Raw genomic sequence first — 24,480 nt, 5'->3', positions numbered from 1 at the left:
CGTTTTTTCTTTTAGGGAATGCCGGTCAGCGCGCGGTGGTCGCGGTCTCGCCCGACCACAGCTGCTTGAGCCGCACGCGCTCCTCGTCGAAGCGCGCGTTGACGCGCTTCTTCTCGTCTTCCTGCTCGCCGATGAAGCGGTTCTGCACCGCCACGCTCTTGGCGTTGTCGTCGAGCCGGCGCCGCAGCACGCCGGGCGCCTTGCTCGCGTCGCCCTTGTAGAACTCGAGTTCCTCGTCGATCTTCTTGCGGTCGTCGGCCAGTTCGGACAGCCGCTTGCGCGCCGCCTGGATCACCGCGTCGACCTGCACCAGCGCCTCGCCGCGCTCGCGCTCGTGGGCGGCGGCGTTCGGATAGCGGATCAGCAGCGCGCGCTCGCGCCGGCGCTCGTCGGCGATGCGCGCGGCCTGCACCGCGGCCTCGCGCGCGCGGTCCTCGCGCTCGGCCTGCTCGCGCGCCGTGTAGGTGGGCTCGAGCCGGCGCCGCGTCATGCCGCTCGGGCTCAGCTCGCGCTGCTCGCGGTCGCTGCACTCGGCGATCGGCCGGTCGGCGGTCAGGGTGCGGCCCTTGGCATCGACGCACGAATAGATGCCCGCGGCGCTGGGCACCGGCGCGCCCTTCTGCGCCTGGGCCAGCGCCAGCGTGCAGCCGGCGGCGAGCACCGCGGCCAGCGCGGCACGGGCGTTTCCGATGGCGCGGAATCGGCTGTGGCGGGCGCGGCGCGGCAGGCGGTGCATCGGGCGTGTCCTTCAGAGGGCGCCGTAGCGCGTGCGGTAGGCGAGCACGCGCTCGCGGTGGGTGCCGAGGTCGGCGGCCGCGCCGCCCGAGAGGTAGCTCAGCAGGTCGTCGAGGGTGGCGATCGCCACCACCTGCAGGCCGAGCTGGTTGCGCACGTACTGCACGGCGCTGTGGTCCACGTCGACGCCGTTCTCGGTCGCCTTCTCCTGCCGGTCGAGCGCGATCGCCACCGCGTGCGGCACCGCGCCCGCGGCCTGGATCGCGGCGATCGACTCGCGCACCGCGGTGCCCGCGGACATCACGTCGTCGACGATCAACACCCGGCCCTGGAGCGGCGCGCCGACCAGGTTGCCGCCCTCGCCGTGCGCCTTGGCTTCCTTGCGGTTGTAGGCGAAGGGCACGTTGCGGCCGCGCCGCGCGAGCTCGGCCGCCACCGTGGCGCCCAGCGGGATGCCCTTGTAGGCCGGGCCGAAGATCATGTCGAACTCGAGCCCGCTCTCGATCAGGCGGTCTGCATAGAATCCCGCGAGCCGCGCGATCTTGGCGCCGTCGTCGAAGAGGCCCGAATTGAAGAAATAAGGACTCATGCGGCCGGCCTTGGTCTTGAACTCGCCGAAGCGCAACACGCCCGCGTCGAGCGCGAACTGGACGAAGTCCTGCGCCACCGCACTGCTTTTCTCACCATCTACAGCCATCGGAATTCCTTGTGTTCAAACTGACCAGTCTCAATCTCAATGGCCTGCGTTCGGCCGCCACCAAGGGCGTTGCCGACTGGGTGGCCGAATTGGCGCCGGATTGTATTTGCATGCAGGAGATCCGGGTCCAGGCCAGCGACATCGAAGGCCGCTTCGAGGAGATGGCCGGCCTCAAGGGCCACTTCCATTTTGCCGAGAAGAAGGGCTACGCGGGCACCGCGATCTACACGAAGCACGTGCCCAGCGAGGTGGTGGTGGGCTGGGGCGACGCCGAATTCGACGCCGAGGGCCGCTACCTCGAGCTGCGCTTCGACACGCCGAAACGCAAGTTCTCGGTCATCAGCTGCTATTTCCCGAGCGGCAGCTCGGGCGAGGAGCGCCAGCAGGCCAAGTTCCGCTTCCTCAAGGGCTTCTTCCCGCACCTGGTGGCGCTGAAGAAGCAGCGCGAGTTCGTGCTGTGCGGCGACATCAACATCGCCCACAAGGAGATCGACCTCAAGAACTGGCGCGGCAACCAGAAGAACAGCGGCTTCCTGCCCGAGGAACGCGCCTGGATGACGAAGCTGCTCGACGCCGGCGCCGAGGGCGCGGGACTGGTCGACGTCTACCGCATGCTCAAGCCCGACACCACCGGCGAGGCCTACACCTGGTGGAGCAACCGCGGCCAGGCCTATGCCAACAACGTGGGATGGCGGCTCGACTACCACCTCGCCACGCCGAAGACCGCCGCGCTCGCGCGCACCGAGCAGATCTTCAAGACCATCAAGTTCAGCGACCACGCGCCGATCACGCTGGAGTACGACTTCACGCTCTGAGCGGCGCCCGGGCACTCGATGCCCTCCCCATGGGTCAACTTGTGGCCCACGCCATCGCTGATGGCGATGCCACCTCAGCGAGCCAGCTTGATGTGGGGAAAGCGCACAACGGGTTGCTGCAACCGGCGCTCGAGCTCCGCGACGTTTTGGCCTGTTTCCACAGCCGTGGAGCTGGCCACCGACCGCAGCACAGCCTTGCGGCTCGGCGCTCTGCGTTGAGGGAATGCAGGCTTGGTCATGCTGTGATTTCAAAGGTTTGAACTTTATCCAACTCAGGCAGAGCGGGCTACGTCGAGCTGGACTATCGGAGCAAACGCGAGGCACCGCTGTATCGTGCAGCGCGCCGGTCTGCAACAGCGTGGCTGCTCAACCATGCAAGCGGTTGTTCGCCGCATTGACGACCCCACACTCCGGGAATCGGGAACGGACAGCCGGACGCAGAGGACGCGAAGGTTTCGCGAAGGACGCAAAAGAACAGCCAGAAGGGTGTGGGTTGCACGCTCGCGGCGGTTGCACCCCGAGGAGCCCGCGCAAGACCCGTGCCCTCAGCAGACCGCGGTCCCTTTGAAGATTTTCTTTTCGCGCTCTTCGCGAAACCTTCGCGTCCTCTGCGTCCGGCTGTTCGAATCGGCTGCTCGTCTTCAACCGCAGCAGCGCCCGATCCGCCCCTCGCGGTACAGCGGCCCCAGGTCCTCCGCCAGCGCCCCCAGCGTGCGGCGCCATTGCGCATGCGAAGGATCGGCCGCCAGCGCCGCGCGCATGCGCGCCAGCAGTTCGGCGCGCAGCGCGGGCTCGTCGATGCCCAGCACCCGCCCGGCATCGACCGCCAGCCGCCCGCCGACCAGTACCTGCGCCACATGGCGCCCACTGGCACGCGCGAGCACCAGCTCGAGCGGATCGATGTCGTCGAACAGCGCATCGTCGTCGAGCGCCTCGAGGTCCAGCAGCACCAGGTCGGCCGGGGCGCCGGTCGCGATGCGGCCGCCCGACACCAGCGCGCCGCCCACGCTGCGCGGGCCGTGACCGGCTGCGAAGGACCAGAGCTGGGCCGGGGTCATCGCGCGCTCGTAGCCCCAGCCGCGGTGCAGCGCGTAGGCCAGGCGCATCTCGCGCAGGGCGTCGTCGTCCTCGTCGAAGGCCATGCCGTCCAGCCCCATGGCCACGCGGCAGCCCTGGCGCAGCATCTCGGCCAGCGGCGCGATGCCCGACTGGAGGCCGAGGTTCGAGCTGGTGTTGACGGCGATGGTGGCGCCGCGCTCGGCGATCAGCGCGAGTTCGTCGGGCCGCGCCCAGGTGCAGTGGGCGAGCGTGAGGCACGGGCTCAAGAGGCCGATCGCATCGAGAAAACGCACGATGCCGCCCGGATGGTGGGCATCGGCCCAGTCGCGCTGGTAGCGCGTCTCGAGCAGGTGCATGTGGACCGGCCGGCCGGTATCGGCCGAGGCGCGCGCGATGGCCTCGAGCAGCGGCGTGCCGCACCACTGGACCGCGGTCGGGCCGTACTGCACGGTGACGTGCGCGCCCAGGCCCTCCTCCTCGACCATGCGCGCCACGGCATCGACCTGCGCGAGCTGCCGCGCGGGCTCGACGGGCTGCACCGCGAGGCGCCGCGCGACCGCGTCGCGGATGCCGGGACGCAGCAGGGCCAGCACGGCGGCATCGTCGTCATAGGCGATGCCGTGGCGGTCGCGCATCGCGACCGCGAAGCCGATGCGCACGCCGACGTCGCGCGCGGCATGCGCCACCGCCCGCGCCTCGTCGACGTAGTCCATGCCGCCCTGCACGCGCGTGTAGTGGACCATCAGGTTCGTCACGCCATGGCGCAGCGAGCGCGCGAACGAGGTGGCGGCGCAGAGGTACGGATCCATGCCCGGCACCGTGCCCAGGAAGGGCAGCCAGCTCTCGAGCGGCTGGCCGAAGGCGCCGAGCGTGGCGCTGCGGAAGGTGCGCGCATGGTCGTGCGCGTTGGCCAGCGCCGGCAGCGCGAGCAGGCGCGGCGCGGGGCCGGCGGCATCGCGCGGCGCGATCGCGCCGAAGCGTTCGCCGTCGAGCACGATGCACATGCCGGCCTGCGCGGGCTCCAGGCCCGGCTCGGCCAGCAGCCAGGCACAGTCGATGGCACCGGAATGCAGGGCAAGGCTCATGCGTTACGCCTCAGCTCGCCACCACCCGGCGCGCGGCCGCGGGCGGCAGGAAGCGCCGGTCGAACACCTCGCCGGGCGCGGGCGCGCGCGGCAGCTCGAAGGCAGTGCGCAGCTGCGCGATCGCGCGGCCCATGCGCGCATCGTCGACGTCGCCGATGCCGGCCTGCGCGACCGCGGGCGTCAGCATCACGGTGCGCAGCGTGTAGAGCAGGCGCCGCTTCTCGAGCGCAGCATCGAGCAGCGGCTCGCGCTTGGCGAGCGCGGCGATGGCCGCGTCGGGATCGGCGATGGTGTCGAGCACCGCGCGGTGGATCGCGCGCACCAGTCCGGCCACGGCCTCGGGCCTGTCGCGCAGCAGCGCGCGCGACACCATCACGCCGTTGCCGTAGAGGTCCACGCCATGGTCGGCATAGTGGAACCAGCGGATGTCGCGGTCGGGGTCGACGCCCTGCGCCACCAGGTTCATGTAGCTGGTGACCGAGAACACGGCCGAGCCGTCGACATGGTCCTTGAGCAGCATCTGCTCCTGCAGGTTGGGCGCCATGCCGGTCCACTGGACCTTGGCCGGGTCGATGCCCGCGCGCGCCGCGATCACCGGGAACATGCGCGCCGCGGCGCCACCGGCCGGGCTGCCGAGCGTGCGGCCCTCGAGGTCCTTCAGTGTCTTGATGGGCCCGCCCGCCTTCACGATCAGCGCGAAGGGCGCGCGGTCGTAGAGCATGTAGACCATCACCGGCGCGTCGGCCGGCCGCGTGGCGGCGTTCTGCACGATGGCGTTCATGTCGCCGAAGGCCGCCTGGTAGGCACCGTTCATCACCTTGGTGACGGCGGCCGCCGAGCCGTCGCCCTGGTCGATGCTCACGGCCAGCTTCTCGGCCGCGAAATAGCCGCGGTCCTGCGCGAGGTAGTACCAGGCATGGATGCCCTGCAGCTTCCAGTCGAGCACGAACTTGATCGGCGTGGGCGCCTGCGCGAAGGCACGCGGCGCGCCGAGCGCGGCCGCCAGCGCGGGCAGGGCCGCGAGCGCGCCGCGGCGCGAGAGGGTTTGCAGCATGGAAGCTCCTTGGTCTTGCGTGATGTTCAGGCGGCCTCGAAGCGCACGTCCTGCGCGCCCTCCCACAGCACCCGCCGGCCGAGTTCGCGCAACTGCTCGCGCCCCTCGACGATGCTCAGGAAGTGGTTGCCCGCGAGCTGGCCCATGCGGCTCGAGAAGCTGCAGGCGCCATAGGCCAGGATGATCTCGGTCTCGCTGTAGCCACCGGGATAGAACAGGATGTCGCCCACCGAGGGATGGCTGGTGTGGTTCTCGAAGCCCACGCCGAGCTGGAAGTCGCCCAGCGGCACCCAGCAGCCCTCGCCGCTCCAGCGCACGTGGATCAGCTTCTGCCGGTAGGGCAGGAGCTTCGAGAACGCGGCCACGGTGAGCGGCGCGTCGGGATGGGTCTGCGCCACGAAGCGCAGGTCGCCCGCGGTGATGAGGATGCGTGTGGAAGTCATGTCGGTCTCGTCGTGGGGGAGTCAGGCCATGGCCATGTCGGTCTTGCGCTGGGCCCAGCCCGTCATGCGCCGCTCGACGAGGGCCGACACCGCATACAGCAGCACGCCCATCGCCGCGAGCAGGAACAGGCCCGCGAACACCATCGGCACGTCGAAGTTGCCGCTGGCGATCATCATCACGGTGCCGATGCCCTTGTTGGCCGCCACGGTCTCGCTGAGCACCGTGCCCACGAAGGCCAGCGTGATCGCGATCTTGAGCGAGGCGAACAGGTAGGGCAGCGTGCGCGGCAGGCCCACGTTCCAGAGGATGTCGCGCTTGCGCGCGCCGAGCACGCGCAGCACGTCCTCGAGCTCGGGCTCGGTGCTCGCGAGGCCGGTGGCCACGTTGACCACCACCGGGAAGATGCTGATCACCATCGAGGTCAGGATCGCGGGCACCGTGCCGGCCCCGAACCACACCACGAACAGCGGCACCACCGCCACCTTCGGGATGCTCGAGAAGCCCACCAGCAGCGGATAGGTCACGTCGTAGGCCAGCTTCGAGGAGCCGATGGCCACGCCGATCAGCACGCCCGCGGCCACGCCGAGCACGAAGCCCGCGAGCGTGGTGTAGAGCGTCTGCACGGTGTGCGGCCACAGCAGCGGCATCTTCTCGAGCAGCACGTGGGCGATCTGGCTCGGCCGCGGCAGCACCAGGTCGGAGATGCCGCCGGCCAGGCAGGCCAGCTCCCACAGCACGAAGAAGCCGAGCAGCGCGCCGGTCGACAGCAGGCGCTGGCGCAGCACGGGGGAGATCGCGTTCATGCCGCCACCTCCGCGACCAGCGGCTCGGCCGCCACGGCCTCGGGCACCGCGTCGCCGCCGCGGCGCGCCTGCGCGATGCGCATGCGCAGCTGCTGCACCAGCGCTGCGAACTCGGGCGCATAGCTGCTCTCGAGCGTGCGCGGCCGCGCGAAGCCGACCTCGCGCGTCTCGAGGATGCGGCCCGGCCGCGCGCTCATCACGCAGATGCGGTTGGCCAAGTAGGCCGACTCGCGCAGGTCGTGCGTCACCAGCAGCACCGTGGGCCGGCGCGCGATCCACAGCGACTGCATGATGTCCCACAGCTCCTCGCGCGTGAACTGGTCGAGCGCGCCGAAGGGCTCGTCGAGCAGCAGCAGCTCGGGCTCGTGCACCAGCGCGCGGCACAGCGAGGCGCGCTGCAGCATGCCGCCCGAGAGCTGCCAGGGCCGCTTGTCGCCGAAGCCCTTCAAGCCGACCTGGGCCAGCAGCGCATCGGCGCGCTCGGCGTATTCGCCGCGCTTCTTGCGCCGGTAGTCCTGGCGAAACGGCTCGACGATCTTCAGCGGGATCATCACGTTCTCGCGGATCGTGAGCCAGGGCAGCATGGTCGGGTTCTGGAACGCGAGGCCGATGCGCAGCCGCGGTGCGGCCGAGGCATGGCTGCCGGCGGGCGTGCGCACGCCCACGGCGCCCACCTCGCGCCCGCCCGCGATCACGGCGCCTGCGCTGGGCCGCAGCAGCCCTGCCACCAGCTTGAGGATGGTCGACTTGCCGCAGCCGCTGGGGCCGACCAGCGCGACGAAGTCGCCCTTGTCGATGCCCAGCGTGGTGTGGTCCAGCGCGATGGTGCCGCCGCCGTAGCGCAGCATCACGTCCGACAGTTGGATGAAGGCTCGTTCCATGGTCGCTTTCAGGATGAAGGAGAGGACGCGTGCGCGTCCTCGACGCGCACGATCGCGGCCACCGGACCGCCGCCCGCGGGCCCCTGGTGCTCCGCACCGCCCGAGACATAGAGCGCGGTGTGGCCGGCCAGCGAGGCCAGCACGCCGCCGACCACCGCGCGCGCATGGCGCGTGGCATGGATGTCGGAGTCGTTGAGCATGGTGTGGCGCTCGCCGCGCACGCGGCCGTCGGGGCTGGCCTCGGCCTTGGCGAGCAGGTTCACGAGCCGGCGCGAGACGGCCTGCGCGTCGCGCTCGGCATCGAGGCCGAAGGCATCGCGCAGCAGCGCGCGCACGCTGTGGCCATCGATCGCGTCGCGCATCACGCCGTGGGCGATGCGCAACGCCGAGGCGCTGGCGCGCGCTTCGCCGAGCACGATGACCACGTTGCCCTCGAGCTCGATGCCGGCCGAGGCCGAGGCGCGCGCCGAGTAGGCGCTCCAGTCGGCCATCACGCTGGCGTCGCCGATCCCGGCGCGCGCCACCTCGCCGAGCGCCACCGCCACGCCGAGCGCCGAGGCGCCGCGCGAGTAGCCCATCGACTCGTAGCTGTCGTGCGTGACCGGCGCGGCACCGCGCGCGAGCGCGGCCGCCACCTTGGCCGAGGTCAACAGCGGGCACTTGACCTGCACGAAGTGCACGTCGTGCGTGCTGTCGATGCCCGCGTCGCGCATCGCCGCGGCCACGGCCTCGGCGGTGGCGTCGATCTGCGCGGCGCGGCCCATCTCCTCGGGCAGGAAGTCGCGCGTGTGCGCCACGCCCACCACCAGCCGCTTCTCGCCATGCGCCGGCGCTGCCTCTTCGCGCCAGCGCCGCGCGAACACGGTGAAGTGCGGCGAGAGCACGCCCTCGGTGCCGCCCGACATCACGAGCGCCACCTGGCGGTGCACGGCCTCGGGCGTGCAGCCGAGCGCGCCCGCGAGCAGCTGGCACCAGGCCGCGGAGGCGTACTCGCGCGTGAAGTCGTTGACGCAGCCGTTGCCCTCGGTCTTGCCCATCACCGCGACGATCTCCGACGGCACGAGCTCGCCCGCCTCGATCAATGCCCGCGCGCCGCGCAGGTCGCCGGGCCCGCTGCACGCGATGCGCCAGACGCGCACCTCCTGGATGCGATCTGCGCTCATGCCGCGTTCCAGTCGATCTCGCCCACCGGCACCGCATTCGCGGGCACGCCCGGCGGCGTCTCGAGGATCGCGCTGCTGTAGTGCTCGGTGTTGCGCGGCTTCGCCACAGGCATGCGCTGCACGCCCTTCACCGAGCGGCCCCAGCCCGCGGCCTCGGCCACCAGCCGGCCGTCGCGCATCACGAAGCGTCCGCGCAGCAGGGTGTGCAGCGGATAGCCGCGCACCGCGCGCCCGTTCCACGGCGAGATCTTGCTGATGCTCTGCAGCTTGTTCTGCGACAACACGCCCGCGCGGTTCATGTCGACGAAGGCGATGTCGGCATGCGCGCCCGGCGCGATCACGCCCTTGGTGCCGTACAGGCCCCAGGCCTTGGCCGGGTTGACCGAGCTCCAGCGCACGTAGTCCATCAGCGAGGCGCGGCCGCGGTTGACCTCGGTCAGCATCAGCGGCATCTGCGTCTCCACGCCCGGGAAGCCGCAGTCGCAGTCCCAGATGCTCTCGCGCGTCTTCTCCTCGGGCGCGTGCGGCGCATGGTCGGTGGCGATCATGTCGAGCGTGCCGTCCATCAACGCGTCCCACAGCGGCTGGTTGTGGCGCGGTTCGCGGATCGGCGGGTTCAGCCGCATCACGCCGCCGAGCGTGCGCATGTGGTCGGTGTTGAGCAGCAGGTACTGCGGGCAGGTCTCGGCCGTCACGTCGACACCACGTGCGCGCGCCGCGCGCAGCAGGTAGAGCGAATCGGCCGCGCTGTGGTGCGCGATGTGCACGCGCGCGCCGGTCCATTCGGCCAGGGTGAGCACCCGGCCGATGGCCTCGATCTCGGCCACCGCGGGCCGCGCCGCCAGGTGCGCCATCGCGTCGATGCGCCCGGCCGCCTGCATCTTCTTCTGGCGCCGGAACAGGATCGAGGAGTTCTCGGCATGCACCACGGTGCGGATGCCCAGCGGCGCGAGCTTCTCGAAGCCCTCGAGCAGCGCGCCGTCGGTGGGCGCGGGCAGGTTGCCGAAGGTGTTGCCGACGAAGGCCTTGAAGCTGGTCACGCCGGCCTCGAGCAGTTCCTCGAGCCGCTCGACGGTGTCGTCGCCGAGCAGGCCGTGGATGCCGAAGTCCACGTACGAGGACTCGGCAGCCTTCTGCTTCAAGCGCAGCGCCTCGACGGTGCCGGTCGGCGGGTTGGTGTTGGGCATCTCGAACACGGTGGTCACGCCGCCGAGCGCCGCGGCCGCCGAGCCGGTCTTCCAGGTCTCCTTGTTCGGATAGCCGGGGTCGCGGAAATGCACGTGGCTGTCGATGGCGCCCGGCAGCAGGTGCAGGCCGTCGGCGCGCATCTCCTCGCGCGCGCTCGGCATGGTGTCGTCGTGGCCCACGGCCACGATGCGCTCGCCGGCGATCGCGACGGCGGCTTCGAAGATGCGGTCCGGCGACACCACCTGGGCGCCGCGGATGACGAGGTCGACTTCCTTCATGCTTCGTTCCCCCGCGTTCAGAGCATGGCCCAGCCGCCATCGACCGGCAGGTCGACGCCGGTGATCTGGCGCGAGACGTCGCTGGCCATGAACAGGCAGGCGTTGGCCACGTCGGCGTCGGTGGAGACGCGGCGCAGCGCGTAGTCGGCCGCATGGCGCGTCATTGCCTCCTCGAGCGTGATGCCCAGCTTCTCGGCCATGTTGGCGCACACCTTCTCGCGAAAACGCGGCCCGTCGACCATGCCCGGCGCGACGCAGTTGACGTTGATGCCGTGCGGCCCGGCCTCGAGCGCGAAGCTCTTGGTGATGCCGCGCAGCCCCCACTTCGAGGCCGAGTAGGCGAGCCGGCCGGCGCGCCCGCGCATGCCGAAGGTGCCGCCGACGTTGACCACCTTGCCGCTTCGGCGCTCGATCATCGAGGGCAGCACCGCGTGCATGGTGTTGAAGCAGCCCGTCATGTTGAGCTGCACGATCTCGTCGAACTCCTCGCTCGTGGTCTCCCAGCCGGTCTTGCCGATCGGGCCCGAGCCGCCGGCCACGTTGACCAGGATGTCGATGCGGCCGAAGGCCTCGAGCGCATGCGCGGCCAGCGCCTCGGTCTGGGCGCTCTTCGTGAGGTCGCAGGGCACCACGATGGCGGCCACGCCGAGCGCGCGCGCCTCGGCGGCCACGGGCTCGATGGCGGCGGTGTCGCGGCCGGCCAGCACCAGCTTCGCGCCTTCGCGCGCGAAGGCCAGCGTCACGGCGCGCCCCATGCCCTTGGCGGGGCCGGTGATGAGCGCCACCTTGTCCTTGAGTTGCAGGTCCATGTTCGTGTCTTTCTCTGTTCGTTCGTCGTTGTGGCGGGGGTTCAGGGCTGGCGGTCCAGGCTCGAGGGCCGCTCGGCGCGCGCGGGCAGGAAGCCGCGGTCGAACACCTCGGCCACCGTGGGCTTGCGCGGCAGCTTGTTGGCATCGGCCACGATCTCGATCCCGCGCTGCATGCGTGCCTCGTCGATGTCGCCCAGGCCGATGCGCGCGATCTCGGGATGGCTCATGTCGTTGCGCAGGGTGGCGAGCAGCTTCTCCTTCTCGACCTCGCGCTTGAGCAGCGGCTCGCGCTTCATCACCGCGGCCACGCCGGCATCGGGATCGGCGATCACGTCCTTGATCGCGCGGTTGAGCGCCTTGACGAAGCCCTGCACCGCCTTCGGGTTGTCCTTCACGAAGGCGCGCGAGAAGAACACGGCGTTCGAATACAGGTCCATGCCGTGGTCGCCGTAGCGGATGAAGCGCAGGTCCTTCGCGGGATCGAGGCCCATGGCCTTGGCGCTGAAGCTCACGGTGGTCACGTAGCCGAAGGCGGCGTCGATCTGGCCGCGGCTGAGCATCTGCTCGCGCAGGTTAGGCGCCATGTTGGTGATGTTGACCTTGGCGGGGTCGACGTTGGCGATCTTCGCGAAGGCCGGGAACAGCTTGAGCGCGCCGTCGTTGGCCGGGCCGCCGATGGTCTTGCCCTCGAGGTCCTTGGGCGTGCGGATCGGGCTGTCCTGCTTCACCACCAGCGTGAAGGGCGGCGTGTTGTAGAGCATGTAGACCGCCACCGGCGCATCGGCCGGGCGCTTGGAGGCCAGGTCGATCAGCGCGTTCACGTCGCCGAAGCCGGCCTGGTAGGCGCCCGCGGCCACCTTCGGAATCGAGGCGGCCGAGCCCTCGCCCTGGTCGATCTCGACGTCGAGCCCCTCGGCCTTGAAGTAGCCCTTGTCCTGCGCGGTGAAGAACCAGGCCTGCGCGCCTTCGTACTTCCAGTTGAGGACCATCTTGACGGAGGTCTGGGCGGCGGCGCCGGTGGCGGCCAGCGCGAGCGCGCAGGCCGAGAGCAGCGCGGGCATGGGAAGGCGGAAGAGGGACATGTCAGGACTCCTGGTGGGACGGGGTGGATGCGGTGCGGCGCGAACGCTTCGGCAGCGAGGCCATGAGCGCTTCGGCCGTGGCGACGAAGCCGTGCAGCTGCTGCACGATGAAATGGATGCCGCGCGTGACGTAGGCCGGCGACGGCGTGTTGCAGGCGTCCTTCAGCAGCACGCAGTCGTAGCCGAGGAAGGCCGCGTCCTGCAGCGTGGAGAACACGCAGCGGTCGGTGTTGATGCCGGCGAACAGCAAGGTGGTGATGCCCTGCTGGCGCAGCAGGCTGTCGAACTCGTTGTCCCAGAAGCCGCTCAGGCGATGCTTGTGCACGGTGATGTCGGAGGCGGCGACCTCGAGCTCGTCGACCACGCGCGCGCCCCACTCGCCGCGCACCAGCGAGGGGCCGCGGTCGATCGGCGAGCGCTCGGCATAGCCCACGCCGTCGGCGCTGCGCTTGCCCTTGAAATGGATGGTCGGGCTGAGGTTGCGCGCATCGGCGCGGATGCCCCAGTTGAGCCACACCACCGCGCCGCCGGCCGCGCGCCAGGCGGGCAAGAGGCGCGCGATGACGGGAATGGGCTTGCGCGCGGCCTTGGTGCCCAGGCCCTTCTGCGCGAACCAGCCCTCGGGATGGCAGAAGTCGTTCTGCATGTCGACCACCACGAGCGCGCTGCGCGCGAGGTCGAAGCGCACCGGCTGCGGCTGCGCATCGATGCGCACCGGAACGGGCCGCCTTGGTGCGCGCACCAGGCTCACGCCCTGCGCGTCGAGCGTCCAGGCGTTGTGCGCGGCGGGGCCGAAGCGCGCTGGCTGTGCGTCTTTGGTGCGTGGGGACGGCGATGGGCGTTTCATGCCCGACCACCACGCAGTCACCGTGCCAGGAGGTGCTCCGAATCCATACCGTTTCGCGGACCCTGCGTTGCCGCAACGGCAACGCAGGCCCTGTGCCGCCACTGGCCCGGATCGTGCAATCGCCCGCGGCCACACCCTCCACACGACGATCCGCCATGAACCACCTGCGATTCCTGCGCTATGCCGACGAGGTCGCCCGCGCGGGCTCGATCCGCCAGGCCGCCGAACGGCTGCATGTCGCGCCCTCGGCCGTGAACCGCCGCATCCAGGACATCGAGGAGGAGCTCGGCACGCCGATCTTCGAGCGGCTGCCGCGCGGCATGCGGCTGACCACCGCGGGCGAGCTGTTCATGCGCTACGTGCGCGGCCGCGCGGCCGACCTCGAGCGCGTGCGCTCCGAGATCGAGGAGCTCAAGGGGCTGCGCCGCGGCACGGTGCGGGTGGTGGCGAGCCAGGCGCTGGCGCCGCGCTTCCTGCCCGCGGCGATCCACGACTTCCGCCAGAGCCATCCGCTGGTGGCCTTCGAGGTGCGCATCGGCGACCACGTGCAGGCCGCCGAGGCGCTGCGCAGCTTCGGCACCGACCTCGCGCTGGTGTTCAACCTCGCGCCCGAGAGCGACATCGAGCGCCTGACCTCGGTCGAGCAGCGGCTGATGGCGTTGATGCATGCGCGCCATCCGCTGGCGATCGCCACCGGCACGGCCACCGGCGTGCGGCTGCGCGACTGCGCCGAGTACCCGGTGGTGCTGCCCAACCGCGACACCGGCGGGCGCCAGCTGATCGAGCGCTTCCTCGCGCGCAGCTCGATACGCATCGACGCGATGGTGGAGAGCAACAGCTTCGAGTTCCTGCGCGGCTGCGTCTACGACCGCCGCTCGATCTCGTTCCAGATGGCGATCGGCGCCCTGCCCGACGACCGCGAGGTGGTGGTGCGCGAGATCGAGGACCGCGGCTTTCCGCGCGGCGAACTGGTGCTCGCGAACCTGCGCGGGCGGCAGCTGCCGGTGATCGCCTATGCGTTCGCGGAGTTCCTGGGGAAGCGGCTGGCGGCGCTGGACTGAATCAGCGCGACAGCGCGGGCAGCGCCTTCATCAGCGTCTCGCTGAAGGCCCGCAGCGCCTCGGTCTCGTGCGCGCCGCGCTTGGTCACGCGGAAGAAGTCCATGCCCACGCGCGGCTTCACGAGCACGTCGGTCCGCACGCGGTGGCGGCGGCAGGCCGCGAGCGCGAAGGTGGGCATCACGGCGGTGCCGAAGCCGGCCTCGACCATCGAGATCAGCGTGCCGAAGAAGTTGAAGGCGGGCCGCTGTGCGTCGGCCAGGCCCATCTCGCCGAGCTGGCGGTCGATCACCTTCTGGATCGGGTTGCCGGGCGGCAGGCCGATCAGCGCGGCGCCGCGCAGCGCCGACCAGGGCGCGCTGCCGACCGGCTCGCCGTCGGCCGCGGCCTGCGTCACGCGCATCAGCTCGAAGCGGCCCACGGGCGTGCGGTCGAGGTCGGGCGCGGCCCTGAAGAAGAAGCCCAGGCCGAGGTCGGCATCGCCCGCCTCCACCATCGCCTCGACGTCGCGCAGGTCGGCATCGAACAGCCGCAGCGCGACCTGCGGATGCGCTTCGCGAAAGCTCGCGAAGACCCAGGGCAGCAGGTGCGAGGACACCAGCGGCGTGGCCGCGATGCGCAGGGTCTGGCGCGCCGCGTCGCCCTCGGCGCCGAGCTCGGCCGCCACGTCGTCGAGATCGGTCAGCAGCCGCTCGACCACCGGCAGCAGGCGCCGGCCGGCCGGCGTGAGGCTCACCATGCGCGTGGTGCGGTCGAACAGGCGGCAGCCGAGCTGCTTCTCCATCTCGCGGATCAGGATGCTCAGGCCGGCCTGGGTGATGTGCGCCTGCTCGGCCGCGCGCGTGAAGTTGCCGATGCGCGCCACCTGCAGGAAGGCGCGCATCTGGCGCGTGCTCAGGTTCATAAGGATTCATGATAAATCCATATCACATCTAAATTTCCCCTATGGCTCGTTTCAGGTCCCAATACGGCCCCCATGAGCACCGCATCCAACGAAGTCATCATCCTGGGCGCCGGCATCGGCGGCCTGACCCTCGCGCTGAGCCTGCACCAGGCCGGCATCGCCTGCCGCGTCTACGAGGCCGTGCCCGAGCTGCGCCCGCTGGGCGTGGGCATCAACCTGCTGCCGCACGCGGTGCGCGAGCTGTCCGAGCTGGGCCTGCTCGAGGCGCTCGACCGGGTCGGCGTGCGCACGCAGGAGGCCGTGTTCTTCACCGAGCACGGCCAGCTGGTGTTCCGCGAACCCGCGGGCCGGCATGCGGGCTACGACTGGCCGCAGTACTCGATCCACCGCGGCGACCTGCAGACCGTGCTGCTCGAGGAGACGCTGAGGCGCCTCGGCCCCGACAGCGTGCGCTGCGGCCACCGCTGCACCGGCGTCGAGCAGGACGACGCGGGCGTGACGGTGCATTTCGCCGACGGCCGCGCGCCGGTGCGCGGCGCGGTGGCGATCGGCTGCGACGGCATCCACTCGGCGCTGCGCAAGCAGCTCTATCCCAACGAGGGCGCGCCGCGCTACTCGGGCATCAACATGTGGCGCGGCACGGCCGCGTGGCAGCCCTTCCTGTCGGGCGGAAGCATGGTGCGCGCGGGCTGGCTCACGGTCGGCAAGATGGTGATCTACCCGATCCGCAACGACATCGATGCGCAGGGCCGCCAGCTCGTGAACTGGGTGGCCGAGATCCACGCGCCGCAGCCCGCGATGCGCGACTGGAGCCGCGCCGGCCGGCTCGAGGACTTCCTGCCCGCCTTCGCCGACTGGCACTTCGACTGGCTCGACGTGCCGGCGCTGATCCAGGCCTCCGACACCATCCTCGAGTACCCGATGGTCGACCAGGACCCGCTGCCGCGCTGGACCCACGGCCGCCTCACGCTCTTGGGCGACGCCGCGCACCCGATGGTGCCGCGCGGCTCCAACGGCGCGGGCCAGGCGATCATCGACGCACGTTTTCTCGCGGGCGCGATGAAGCGCGAGGGCGTCGGCCAGGCCGCGCTCGAGAGCTACGACCGGGTGCGCGTGAAGGCCACCACCGAGGTGGTGCTGACCAACCGCAGCAACCCGCCCGACACCATCCTGCGCGAGGTGTTCGAGCGCTCGGGCGGCAAGCGCTTCGACAAGCTCGACGAGATCGTGACGCAGCAGGAGCTGCAGGCGATCTCGGACCACTACAAGCGCGTGGCCGGCTACGACCCGGCCGCGCTCAAGCAGCGCGCCTCGTACCTTTGAACCCATCCCACAAGAACATGCACCCGGAGACACCATGCGCCTTCTGACCAAGACCCTCGCCACCCTGCTCACCGCCGCCAGCGCCATGGCCGCCCATGCCTGGCCCGACCAGGCCGTGACGCTGGTCGTGCCCTACACGCCCGGCACCGGCATCGACCTGATCGCGCGCCAGCTCTCGGCGCGGCTGCCCGCGGCGCTGGGCCAGCCGGTGGTGGTGGAGAACGTGGCCGGCGCCAGCGGCAACATCGGCAGCGAGAAGGTGGCGCGCGCCAAGCCCGACGGCTACACGCTGATGGTGCAGGTCAACACGCTGGTGATGAACAAGAGCCTCTACAAGACGCTGGCCTACGACCCGGTGGCCGACTTCACGCCGGTGTCGCTGACCTCCTGGGGCACGCTGCTGCTGGTGACCAACCCGAACACGCAGAAGGCCACCACGCTCGCGCAGCTCGTGGCCGCGGCCAAGTCGCATCCGGGCCAGCTGACCTACGCCACGCCCGGCGTCGGCACGCCGCACCACCTGTCGATGGCGCTCTTGATGCAGGGCACCGGCACCGAGCTGCTGCACGTGCCCTACAAGGGCACCGCGGGCGCCGTCACCGACCTGCTCGGCGGGCGCATCGACGCGATGTTCCTGCCGGTGCACGTGGCGCTGCAGCACATCCAGGCCGGCAAGCTCAAGGCGCTCGCCACCGGCAGCAGCCACCGCCTGCCGCAGCTGCCCGACGTGCCCACCCTGGCCGAGGCCGGCGTGACCGCCGACAACGTCGACATGTGGTACGGCGTGCTCGCGCCCAAGGGCACGCCGGCCGACGTGGTGGCGCGGCTCAACAAGGAGATCGCCGCGGTGCTGAAGTCGCCCGAGGTCGCGAAGTCCTTCGAGTCGCAGGGCATGGTGCCCGCGAGCTCGACGCCGGCGGAGTTCGGCACGCTGATCCAGAAGGATGCGCAGCGCTGGGCGGCGGTGGTGAAGAAGGGGAACATCACGGCCGATTGAGTCGGCGTCTTGCTCCCTCCCCCGCTGGGGGAGGGCTGGGGTGGGGGCATGCGGCGGTGGACAGGGTCGCGGCCTCATCGACCGCCCGGTGCCCCCATCCCGACCTTCCCCCAGAGGGGGAAGGGGCAAATACCCTCAGCGCGGCGCGCGCCCCGCGTGCCGCGCCAGGTGCACCTGGTGCAGCGTGATCTTGCGCACCTCGGCCTGGCTGGTCTCGATGTGGGCGCGCAGCAGCATCGCGGCCTGGTCGCCGCGGTTGGCTCGCACGGCCTTGAGGATCTTGGCGTGCTCGTCGTAGGTGGCGTCGATGCGCGGCTGCTGCGTGAAGTCGAGGCGGCGGATGATGCGAATGCGGTCGGTGACATCGCGGTGCACGCGCGCCATCTCGGCATTGCCCGCGGCCGCCACCAGCGAGCAGTGGAAGGCCTCGTCCCAGGCCGCGACCTGCGCCATGTCGGTGCTGCGCTGCGCGGCGGGCACCAGCCAGATGGCCGCGAGCTCGTCGAGCAGGCTGCGGTCGACGCGGCGGTCGGCCTCGCACAGGCGGTGCACGGCCGATGTCTCCAGGATCATGCGCAGGTCGTAGAGCTGCTCGAACTGCTCGAAGTCGAAGGGCAGCACGCGCCAGCCGCTGCGGAACAGCACCTCGACGAAGCCCTCCTGCTGCAGCCGGAACAGCGCCTGGCGCACCGGCGTGCGCGAGACGCCGAGGCGATCGCTGATCTCGTTCTCGGTGAAGCGGTCGCCCGGCACGAGGATGAACTCGGCCACGTCGCGCTTGAGCTGCGCATAGACCTCGTCGGCGCGCGTGCGGAACACGACCGCGTCGGCGGCCACGGGCGTGGACGCGGGGGCGCTGGGTTCGGCGGCTTCGGTGCCGTGGCGGGGACGGGCGATGGTCGACACGGGGCGAATGGTAGTCGCTGCGGCGCGCTTCATGCGCCGCCGAGCGCTTCGATGAGCTGGCCGCCGGTCGCGGTCCAGCCGACGATGCCGCCCTGGGCGCGCACCATCTCGACGGTGGCGGCCTTGAAGGCCGGGAAGTAGCTCTCGGTGCAGTCCTCGAGCAGCAGGCCGTCGTAGCCGCGGTCGTTGGCCTCGCGCATGCTGGTCTGCACGCAGACCTCGGTGGTGACGCCGCCGAACAGCAGGTGGGTGATGCCGCGCGCCTGCAACAGCTCGTGCAGCTCGGTGGCATAGAAGGCGCCCTTGCCGGGCTTGTCGATCACGATCTCGCCGGCCACGGGCGCGAGCGCCTCGATGATCTGGCTGCCGGGCTCGCCGGCCACGAGGATGCGGCCCATCGGCCCCTCGTCGCCGATGCGCAGCGTGGGATTGCCGCGGTTGCGCTTGGCCGGCGGACAGTCCGAGAGATCGGGCCGGTGCGCCTCGCGCGTGTGGACGACGAGGCCGCCGGCCGCGCGCCAGGCGGCGAGCACGCGCTGCGTGGCCGGCACGATGGCCTCGAGCAGCGAGACGTCGTTGCCCAGGGTCTCGCCGAAGCCGCCGGGCTCGATGAAGTCGCGCTGCATGTCGATCAGCACGAGCGCGGTGGTCTTTGGGTCGAAGTCGTAGGGGAAAGGCAGGGCCTGTGCGATCTGCATGTTCGATGTCCTTCTAGTGGCCGCCGCCCATGTGCGCGCCGATCACGTGCCGCTCGGCGCCCGCGGCGGCGGTCTCGTGGACCACGCGGCCCTCGCTCATGACGACGATGCGGTCCGACAGCTCGAGCAGCTCGTCGAGGTCCTCGCTGACCAGCAGCACCGCCCCGCCCTTCTCGCGCACCTGCACGATGCGCGCATGGATCTCGGCCACGGCCGCGAAGTCGAGGCCGAACACGGGGTTGGCCGCGATCAGCACGTTGATATCGCCCGCGAGCTCGCGCGCGAGCACGGCGCGCTGCACGTTGCCGCCCGAGAGGCTGCGGATGGGGGCGCCTTCGCCCTGGGTCTTCACGCCGTACTCGGCGATCCATTCGCGCGCCCGTGCGCGCCAGCGCGAGAAGCGCAGCAGGCCGCCGGCCGCGAGCGGCAGACGGTCGAAGTCGCGCAGCGCCATGTTCTCGGCCACGCTCAAGTCGCCCACGCAGGCATTGCGCAACGGCTCCTCGGGCAGGCTGCGCACCTTGAGTTCGCGGTTCTCGGCGCGGCTTGCGCGGTAGGGCGTGCCCATCACGCACACCCGGCCCGCGAGGCGCGGGCGCTGGCCGACCAGTGCCTCGACCAGTTCGCGCTGGCCGTTGCCCGAGACACCGGCCACGCCGACGATCTCGCCCGCGCGCACCGACAGGCTCAGGTCGTGCAGCGCGAGCGTGCCGCGGTCGCCGAGCGCGCGCAGGCCCTCGACCTCGAGCGCGACGGGCGCATCGGCGGCCGGCACGCGGCGGGTGGAGGCAGCGGCCTGCGCCGGGGCCGCGGCGGTCTGCTGCGCGCCCATCATGGTCGCGGCGAGCAGCGCCGGGCTGGTGTCGGCCACGCGGCCGTGGTGCACGGCCTTGCCGCGCCGCAGCACCGTCACGCCGTCGGCATAGGCCATGACCTCGCGAAACTTGTGCGTGATGATCAGCACCGTGCACAACCCGCTGCGCGCGAACTCGCGCACATGGCCCAGCACCTCGTCGGCCTCCTGCGGCGTGAGCACCGAGGTGGGCTCGTCGAGGATCAGCAGGCGCGGCTTCAGGTAGAGCTGCTTGAGCAGCTCGAGCTTCTGCTTCTCGCCCGCGGCCAGTTCGGACGGCCGCGCATCGAGGTCGAGGCGGAACGGCGTGGTGGCGAGGAAGGCCTCGAGCTCGGCGCGCTTGGCCTTCCAGTCGATCACCGCGGGCGTGCGGCCGCCGGCCAGCAGCAAGTTCTCGGCCACGGTCATGCCCGGCGCCAGGGTGAAGTGCTGGTAGACCATGCCGATGCCGAGCGCGCGCGCGACGATGGGGTTGGCGATGTCCTGCTCGCGGCCGTCGATCAGGATGCTGCCCTCCTCCGCGCGCTGGAAGCCGGCCACGCATTTGACCAACGTGCTCTTGCCCGCGCCGTTCTCGCCGAGCAGCGCATGCACGCTGCCGGGTTCCACGCGCAGGGTCACGCTGTCCATCGCGGTGAAGGCGCCGAAGCGCTTGGTGAGGCGGTAGGTGTCGAGCGCGAGCGCGCCGGTGCCTGGGGGGAGGCCGCCGATGGCGTGGGTGCTCATGTTTGTGCTCCGAGGTTTCGTTCGGGGCGCGTGCACAGGGCGCCGGGTACTCCCCTCCGCGAATGTCCCCCGCCTTCGGCTCCTCCTTGATTTCGCTGCGGGGAGCACCCGGCGCCCTGTGCACGAGAAGCGCAGCGGTGGTGCGGCCGGTTCGACCCGTGCGCGTCTCGATCACGTCGCTGGGGTGCCTTGCGCAGCGAAATCAAGGAGGAGGCCGAAGGCCGGGGGACATTCGCGGAGCAAGGCACCCCAGTGGCGTGATCGCGCCCCGGCCGTCGAAAGCCAGTCCCCGTGACACAAACCGAATGACCCGCGCTCATAACGCCGCCAGCAAAGCCTGCGACGAAGCATGCGCCCCGAACACCCCGCCCTGCATCGTGATCATCTTGAGCGCCGCGAGATGGTTGCCATGGTCGGTCGCCGCCGTGCAGTCCGACAGCAACAGGCATTCGAAACCGCGGTCGTTGGCGTCGCGCATGGTGGTGTGCACGCAGACGTCGGTGGTGATGCCCGCGAGGATCAGGTTCTCGATGCCGCGCGTGCGCAGGATCAGCTCGAGGTCGGTGGCATAGAACGAGCCCTTGCCGGGCTTGTCGATCACGGTCTCGCCGGGCAGCGGCGCGAGCTCGGGGATGATTTCCCAGCCCGGCTCGCCGCGCACCAGGATGCGCCCGCAGGGACCGTCGTCGCCGATGCCCACGCCGTTGGCGCCGATCTGGCGCGAGCGCCAACGCTTGTTGGCCGGCAGGTCGGCGAGATCGGGCCGGTGGCCCTCGCGCGTGTGGATCACGTGATAGCCCAGCGGCCGCAGCGCCGCGAGCGTGCGCGCGATCGGCTGGATCGGCGCCTGCACCAGCGACAGGTCGTAGCCCATCACGTCGACATAGCCGCCCTTGCCGCAAAAGTCGGTCTGCATGTCGATCACGATCAGCGCCGTGTTGTCGGGCCGAAGCTGGCCGTTGTAGGGCCAGGCATAGGGTTCGGCCGCGACGTGGCGCTGCACGGCGGCGGTGTCGGTGGTGCTCATTGCTCGGGTCCTGCGTAGCTGCGTTCGGGCGGCGCGAAGCCGCAAGGCGTGCCGTCGGTCACCTTGACCTCGGCGCTCCAGGGCAGGCGGTAGGTGCCCGCGGCCATGTCGCGCATGTAGGTGTAGGGACAGTCCTGCGCCCCGCCCTTCACCGCCACGTAGCCGCGGTGGTAGAGCTGGTAGATGTTGTTCTCCACGCCCCAGCCGGTGCGCGCCTCGCGCACCAGGTCGGGCCGCAGTTCGGCCGTGACGATCTCGTCGACGCGGCCGCCGCCCTCGACCAGCACCGTGCCGTCGAAGTTGCAGAACATGCCCTCGCCCATCGAGTCGAAGCTGCCGTCGCTGCCGCTGAGGCACACGCTGGCCGTGTACGCGAGATTGCAGAAGGCGTTCGCCTGGTTGGTGATCTTCCAGGCATGGCGGATCGGCGCGGTGTAGCCGGCCGTGCGCAGGATGATCTCGGCGCCCTTGTACGCGGCCTCGCGCGCCATCTCGGGGAACATGCCGTCGTGGCAGATGATCAGCGCGAGCTTGCTGCCGTTGGGGCCGTCGCACACCGGCACGCCGAGGTTGCCGGGCTCCCAGGGCTCGACCGGCACCCACGGATGCAGCTTGCGGTAGTAGAGCCGGATCTCGCCCTGGTCGTCGACGATCAGGCCGCTGTTGTAGGGGTTGCCGCGCGGGTTGGCCTCCATGATCGAGAAGCAGCCCCAGATGCGGTGCTCGATGCAGGCCCGCTTGAAGGCCGCGACCTCGGGGCCGTCGAGCGTGCACATGATCTCGGGATTGGTGTCCATCGAGAGGCCGTGCAGCGCGTACTCGGGGAACACCACCAGGTCCATGGTCGACTGGTTGCGGCGCGCCTTGCCCACCAGCTCGCAGATGCGCGCGGTCTGGGCCGCGAGCTCGGCGCGCGTCTTCACGTTCGGCAGCTGCAGCTGCACCAGGCCGACGACGACGCCGTTGGCCGATTTGTTGAGTCCGCCGAGGCCGCTCATGGGCGATGTCCTTGTGTGATGGGTTCAGGGGTCATGTCGAAGCTCAGTTCCTGGTGGCCGACAGCTCGCCGGGGCTGCCCGCGGCCGCGCTGCCGGGACGGCAGGTCAGCACCAGGATCGCCAGCGTGAGCACGTAGGGCACGGTGTTGAAGAGGTGGTAGCCCCAGCCGATGCCGATCGACTGCAGCGCGGGACCGATGGCGCCCGCGCCACCGAAGAGGAAGGCCGCGCCCACGCAGCGCAGCGGGCTCCAGCGCGCGAAGATCACCAGCGCCACCGCGATCAGGCCCTGGCCGCTGGAGATGCCCTCGTTCCAGCTGCCCGGATAGAACAGCGTGAGCGAGGCGCCGCCGAGGCCCGCGATGAAGCCGCCCGCGGTGGTGGCCGCGATGCGCAGGCCCGAGACCGAATAGCCGAGCGCGCGCGTGGCCTGCGCCGAATCGCCGGCCATGCGTACCAAAAGGCCGATGCGCGTGCGCGCGAAGCCCCACCACAGCAGCAGCGCGAGCGCCAGGCCGACCGGCACCAGCGCGTTGAGCTGCAGCGCCGAACGCACCACCGGGTTGTCGCTCCAGAAGCCCAGCGGGATCGCGGGAATCTGCGGCGCCTGCGGCTGGATCAGCGGCTTGCCGAGGTAGAACGCCAGGCCGGTGCCCAGCAGCATCAGCGCGATGCCGGTGGCCACGTCGTTGACGCGGTCGAGCGAACACAGCAGGCCGTGCAGCAGCGCGAGCGCCGCGCCCGCCGTCGCGCCGATCAGCACGCCGAGCCAGGCCGAGTCGGTGAGGTAGGCACCGCCGAAGGCCGCCATGGCCGACAGCACCAGCACGCCTTCGAGGCCGAGGTTGATGCGGCCCGACTTCTCGGTGAGGCATTCGCCCAGGCTCACGAACAGAAAGGGCGCGCCCACGCGCAGCGCGCCGCCGACGATGCCGGCCACGAGCGCGATCCATTGGTCTGCGGTCATACGACGGAACTCCTGTCGTAGCTCTTGGCCTCGGGCAGCATGCGATCGCCGAACTTCTTCCAGTTGACCGTGCGCAGCCCCTCGCTCGCGAGGATCAGCACGAAGGCGATGCCCTGCAGCACCAGCACCGAGGCATCGGGCAGGCCGACACGCCGCTGCAGCAGGCTGCCCGCGGCGCCGAAGCCGCCGAACAGGATCGCCACCGGCACGATGGCCGCGGGGTTGTGGCGCGCGATGAAGGAAACGAGGATGCCCGCGTAGCCATAGCCCGCGATCAGCGAGGCGTTGGCGTTGGTGTGCACCGCCGCCACCTCGATCGCGCCGGCCACGCCCGCGCAGGCGCCGCCGAGGCCGCAGGCGCCGAGGATCAGCCGCGTGGCCGGCAGCCCCACGAGCTGCGCGGTGCGCGGGTTGCCGCCCACCACGCGCACCGAGAAGCCCGAGGGCGTGGCGCGCAGCCAGGCCGCGAGGCCGAGGCAGGCGACGATGCCGACCACCAGGCCCCAGTGCACGTCGGAGCCGCCGATGCCGCCGATCAGCAGCCCGTCGGGCAAGGTGTGGGTCGAGGGCTTGTTGAGGCTCGCGGGATCGCGCAGCGGCCCTTCGACGAGGTGCTTGAAGATGCCGATCGCGATGTAGGCCAGCAGCAGGCTGCTGATGGTCTCGTTGATGCCGCGGTACTGGCGCAGCCAGCCCGCGAGCATGATCCACAGCGCACCCACGGCCGCGCCCGCGATGCACAGGAGCGTGATGCCGGCCACGCCCGAAGGCAGCGGCAGCGCGTGCGCGAGCGCCGCGCAGGCCAGGCCGCCGAACACCAGCGCGCCCTCGCCGCCGATCACGATCAGCCCGGCGCGCGCGGGCAGCGCCACGCACAGGGCCGTGAGCATCAGCGGCGCCGCGCGCTGCAGCGTGTTCTGCCACGAGAACCAGTCGCCGAAGGCGCCCTTGAACAGCGTGGTCCAGACCTCCACCGGATCGACGCCCGCGAAGGCGACGACCAGGCCGAAGACCAGCAGCGCCGCCGCGATGGCGAAGACCGGGAGGGCGAATTCCTTGAGCGCGTTGCGCATGGCGATGCGA

The 24,480-nt window shown here is 70.9% G+C and carries 24 protein-coding genes; 4 read left to right on the top strand and 20 right to left on the bottom strand.

Annotated features, from left to right (window positions below):
* Positions 1-25 precede the first annotated feature (25 nt).
* Positions 26-736, bottom strand: a complete 711-nt coding sequence (locus R0232_RS01815) for a DUF4124 domain-containing protein (protein ID WP_296774658.1) — start codon at positions 734-736, stop codon at positions 26-28.
* Positions 737-748: 12 nt separating this feature from the next.
* Complete coding sequence (gene pyrE, locus R0232_RS01810; protein WP_093344081.1) at positions 749-1,432, bottom strand: orotate phosphoribosyltransferase; 684 nt, start codon at positions 1,430-1,432, stop codon at positions 749-751.
* An 11-nt stretch (positions 1,433-1,443) separates the two neighbouring features.
* Here pyrE and R0232_RS01805 point away from each other — a divergent pair, with 11 nt between their 5' ends.
* Positions 1,444-2,247 (top strand): exodeoxyribonuclease III, encoded by an 804-nt coding sequence (locus R0232_RS01805; protein ID WP_057591267.1) that lies wholly within the window; start codon positions 1,444-1,446, stop codon positions 2,245-2,247.
* A gap of 641 nt (positions 2,248-2,888) precedes the next feature.
* Here the strand turns inward: R0232_RS01805 and R0232_RS01800 are convergent.
* From R0232_RS01800 to R0232_RS01755, 10 genes are read right to left on the bottom strand one after another with little or no spacing between them, the layout of a single operon-like run.
* Positions 2,889-4,391, bottom strand: coding sequence for an amidohydrolase family protein (locus tag R0232_RS01800; protein ID WP_431511066.1), 1,503 nt, complete (start codon positions 4,389-4,391; stop codon positions 2,889-2,891).
* Positions 4,392-4,401: 10 nt separating this feature from the next.
* Positions 4,402-5,445: an ABC transporter substrate-binding protein gene (locus tag R0232_RS01795; RefSeq protein WP_209540480.1), complete on the bottom strand. Its 1,044-nt coding sequence runs from the start codon at positions 5,443-5,445 to the stop codon at positions 4,402-4,404.
* Between the two features lie 26 nt (positions 5,446-5,471).
* Positions 5,472-5,888: a DUF3830 family protein gene (locus tag R0232_RS01790; protein WP_203203782.1), complete on the bottom strand. Its 417-nt coding sequence runs from the start codon at positions 5,886-5,888 to the stop codon at positions 5,472-5,474.
* A 21-nt stretch (positions 5,889-5,909) separates the two neighbouring features.
* Positions 5,910-6,692, bottom strand: a complete 783-nt coding sequence (locus R0232_RS01785) for an ABC transporter permease (RefSeq protein ID WP_093344073.1) — start codon at positions 6,690-6,692, stop codon at positions 5,910-5,912.
* Positions 6,689-7,573 carry an ABC transporter ATP-binding protein gene (locus tag R0232_RS01780; RefSeq protein ID WP_413761769.1) on the bottom strand — a complete coding sequence of 295 codons (885 nt, stop codon included), beginning with the start codon at positions 7,571-7,573 and terminating at the stop codon, positions 6,689-6,691. The genes R0232_RS01785 and R0232_RS01780 overlap by 4 nt, the downstream gene beginning before the upstream one ends.
* Before the next feature lie 8 nt (positions 7,574-7,581).
* A complete protein-coding gene (locus R0232_RS01775) occupies positions 7,582-8,736 on the bottom strand; it encodes a ring-opening amidohydrolase (RefSeq protein WP_431511065.1) in 1,155 nt (384 codons plus the stop codon).
* Positions 8,733-10,202 (bottom strand): allantoinase AllB, encoded by a 1,470-nt coding sequence (allB, locus tag R0232_RS01770; protein ID WP_431511064.1) that lies wholly within the window; start codon positions 10,200-10,202, stop codon positions 8,733-8,735. Before allB ends, R0232_RS01775 begins: the two co-directional genes overlap by 4 nt.
* Positions 10,203-10,219: 17 nt before the next feature.
* Positions 10,220-11,011, bottom strand: a complete 792-nt coding sequence (locus R0232_RS01765) for an SDR family NAD(P)-dependent oxidoreductase (RefSeq protein ID WP_398497618.1) — start codon at positions 11,009-11,011, stop codon at positions 10,220-10,222.
* A 41-nt stretch (positions 11,012-11,052) separates the two neighbouring features.
* Entirely contained in the window at positions 11,053-12,093 is a 1,041-nt protein-coding gene (locus R0232_RS01760; protein ID WP_431511063.1) for an ABC transporter substrate-binding protein, read from the bottom strand.
* A 1-nt stretch (position 12,094) separates the two neighbouring features.
* Positions 12,095-12,940: a cysteine hydrolase family protein gene (locus R0232_RS01755; protein ID WP_431511062.1), complete on the bottom strand. Its 846-nt coding sequence runs from the start codon at positions 12,938-12,940 to the stop codon at positions 12,095-12,097.
* A gap of 155 nt (positions 12,941-13,095) precedes the next feature.
* Here R0232_RS01755 and R0232_RS01750 point away from each other — a divergent pair, with 155 nt between their 5' ends.
* Positions 13,096-14,001: a LysR family transcriptional regulator gene (locus R0232_RS01750; RefSeq protein WP_261215328.1), complete on the top strand. Its 906-nt coding sequence runs from the start codon at positions 13,096-13,098 to the stop codon at positions 13,999-14,001.
* 1 nt (position 14,002) lies between these two features.
* Here R0232_RS01750 and R0232_RS01745 read toward each other — a convergent pair whose 3' ends face one another.
* Positions 14,003-14,902, bottom strand: coding sequence for a LysR family transcriptional regulator (locus R0232_RS01745; RefSeq protein ID WP_431511061.1), 900 nt, complete (start codon positions 14,900-14,902; stop codon positions 14,003-14,005).
* Between the two features lie 72 nt (positions 14,903-14,974).
* On the opposite strand from R0232_RS01745, the gene R0232_RS01740 reads away from it, so the two are divergent.
* Complete coding sequence (locus R0232_RS01740; protein WP_208508760.1) at positions 14,975-16,225, top strand: flavin-dependent oxidoreductase; 1,251 nt, start codon at positions 14,975-14,977, stop codon at positions 16,223-16,225.
* 34 nt (positions 16,226-16,259) lie between these two features.
* The gene (locus R0232_RS01735) at positions 16,260-17,222 is read left to right on the top strand and encodes a tripartite tricarboxylate transporter substrate binding protein (RefSeq protein ID WP_208508761.1); all 963 of its coding nucleotides are present in this window, start codon (positions 16,260-16,262) and stop codon (positions 17,220-17,222) included.
* Positions 17,223-17,357: 135 nt separating this feature from the next.
* Here R0232_RS01735 and R0232_RS01730 read toward each other — a convergent pair whose 3' ends face one another.
* From R0232_RS01730 to R0232_RS01700, 7 genes are all read right to left on the bottom strand, one after another.
* The gene (locus tag R0232_RS01730; protein WP_093344051.1) at positions 17,358-18,161 is read right to left on the bottom strand and encodes a GntR family transcriptional regulator; all 804 of its coding nucleotides are present in this window, start codon (positions 18,159-18,161) and stop codon (positions 17,358-17,360) included.
* Positions 18,158-18,826, bottom strand: coding sequence for a cysteine hydrolase family protein (locus R0232_RS01725; protein WP_431511060.1), 669 nt, complete (start codon positions 18,824-18,826; stop codon positions 18,158-18,160). Before R0232_RS01725 ends, R0232_RS01730 begins: the two co-directional genes overlap by 4 nt.
* 13 nt (positions 18,827-18,839) lie before the next feature.
* Entirely contained in the window at positions 18,840-20,405 is a 1,566-nt protein-coding gene (locus R0232_RS01720; RefSeq protein WP_431511059.1) for an ABC transporter ATP-binding protein, read from the bottom strand.
* A gap of 316 nt (positions 20,406-20,721) precedes the next feature.
* The gene (gene biuH, locus R0232_RS01715) at positions 20,722-21,432 is read right to left on the bottom strand and encodes a biuret amidohydrolase (RefSeq protein WP_093344045.1); all 711 of its coding nucleotides are present in this window, start codon (positions 21,430-21,432) and stop codon (positions 20,722-20,724) included.
* Positions 21,429-22,430, bottom strand: coding sequence for a formamidase (locus R0232_RS01710; protein ID WP_431511058.1), 1,002 nt, complete (start codon positions 22,428-22,430; stop codon positions 21,429-21,431). Before R0232_RS01710 ends, biuH begins: the two co-directional genes overlap by 4 nt.
* 43 nt (positions 22,431-22,473) lie before the next feature.
* Positions 22,474-23,397 (bottom strand): ABC transporter permease, encoded by a 924-nt coding sequence (locus R0232_RS01705; RefSeq protein ID WP_057592790.1) that lies wholly within the window; start codon positions 23,395-23,397, stop codon positions 22,474-22,476.
* Positions 23,394-24,470 (bottom strand): ABC transporter permease, encoded by a 1,077-nt coding sequence (locus R0232_RS01700; protein ID WP_431511057.1) that lies wholly within the window; start codon positions 24,468-24,470, stop codon positions 23,394-23,396. Before R0232_RS01700 ends, R0232_RS01705 begins: the two co-directional genes overlap by 4 nt.
* Positions 24,471-24,480 lie beyond the last annotated feature (10 nt).

Source organism: Variovorax sp. DAIF25 (genome assembly GCF_050711835.1).
GTDB lineage: Bacteria > Pseudomonadota > Gammaproteobacteria > Burkholderiales > Burkholderiaceae_C > Variovorax.
This window is presented reverse-complemented; position numbering and strand designations above follow the sequence as displayed.

Bases quoted from the DNA above. Each gene is read 5' to 3' on its own strand.
- R0232_RS01815 (WP_296774658.1), bottom strand. From the start codon at position 736: ATGCACCGCCTGCCGCGCCGCGCCCGCCACAGCCGATTCCGCGCCATC.
- pyrE (WP_093344081.1), bottom strand. From the start codon at position 1,432: ATGGCTGTAGATGGTGAGAAAAGCAGTGCGGTGGCGCAGGACTTCGTC.
- R0232_RS01800 (WP_431511066.1), bottom strand. From the start codon at position 4,391: ATGAGCCTTGCCCTGCATTCCGGTGCCATCGACTGTGCCTGGCTGCTG.
- R0232_RS01795 (WP_209540480.1), bottom strand. From the start codon at position 5,445: ATGCTGCAAACCCTCTCGCGCCGCGGCGCGCTCGCGGCCCTGCCCGCG.
- R0232_RS01790 (WP_203203782.1), bottom strand. From the start codon at position 5,888: ATGACTTCCACACGCATCCTCATCACCGCGGGCGACCTGCGCTTCGTG.
- R0232_RS01785 (WP_093344073.1), bottom strand. From the start codon at position 6,692: ATGAACGCGATCTCCCCCGTGCTGCGCCAGCGCCTGCTGTCGACCGGC.
- R0232_RS01780 (WP_413761769.1), bottom strand. From the start codon at position 7,573: ATGGAACGAGCCTTCATCCAACTGTCGGACGTGATGCTGCGCTACGGC.
- R0232_RS01775 (WP_431511065.1), bottom strand. From the start codon at position 8,736: ATGAGCGCAGATCGCATCCAGGAGGTGCGCGTCTGGCGCATCGCGTGC.
- allB (WP_431511064.1), bottom strand. From the start codon at position 10,202: ATGAAGGAAGTCGACCTCGTCATCCGCGGCGCCCAGGTGGTGTCGCCG.
- R0232_RS01765 (WP_398497618.1), bottom strand. From the start codon at position 11,011: ATGGACCTGCAACTCAAGGACAAGGTGGCGCTCATCACCGGCCCCGCC.
- R0232_RS01760 (WP_431511063.1), bottom strand. From the start codon at position 12,093: ATGTCCCTCTTCCGCCTTCCCATGCCCGCGCTGCTCTCGGCCTGCGCG.
- R0232_RS01755 (WP_431511062.1), bottom strand. From the start codon at position 12,940: ATGAAACGCCCATCGCCGTCCCCACGCACCAAAGACGCACAGCCAGCG.
- R0232_RS01750 (WP_261215328.1), top strand. From the start codon at position 13,096: ATGAACCACCTGCGATTCCTGCGCTATGCCGACGAGGTCGCCCGCGCG.
- R0232_RS01745 (WP_431511061.1), bottom strand. From the start codon at position 14,902: ATGAACCTGAGCACGCGCCAGATGCGCGCCTTCCTGCAGGTGGCGCGC.
- R0232_RS01740 (WP_208508760.1), top strand. From the start codon at position 14,975: ATGAGCACCGCATCCAACGAAGTCATCATCCTGGGCGCCGGCATCGGC.
- R0232_RS01735 (WP_208508761.1), top strand. From the start codon at position 16,260: ATGCGCCTTCTGACCAAGACCCTCGCCACCCTGCTCACCGCCGCCAGC.
- R0232_RS01730 (WP_093344051.1), bottom strand. From the start codon at position 18,161: ATGAAGCGCGCCGCAGCGACTACCATTCGCCCCGTGTCGACCATCGCC.
- R0232_RS01725 (WP_431511060.1), bottom strand. From the start codon at position 18,826: ATGCAGATCGCACAGGCCCTGCCTTTCCCCTACGACTTCGACCCAAAG.
- R0232_RS01720 (WP_431511059.1), bottom strand. From the start codon at position 20,405: ATGAGCACCCACGCCATCGGCGGCCTCCCCCCAGGCACCGGCGCGCTC.
- biuH (WP_093344045.1), bottom strand. From the start codon at position 21,432: ATGAGCACCACCGACACCGCCGCCGTGCAGCGCCACGTCGCGGCCGAA.
- R0232_RS01710 (WP_431511058.1), bottom strand. From the start codon at position 22,430: ATGAGCGGCCTCGGCGGACTCAACAAATCGGCCAACGGCGTCGTCGTC.
- R0232_RS01705 (WP_057592790.1), bottom strand. From the start codon at position 23,397: ATGACCGCAGACCAATGGATCGCGCTCGTGGCCGGCATCGTCGGCGGC.
- R0232_RS01700 (WP_431511057.1), bottom strand. From the start codon at position 24,470: ATGCGCAACGCGCTCAAGGAATTCGCCCTCCCGGTCTTCGCCATCGCG.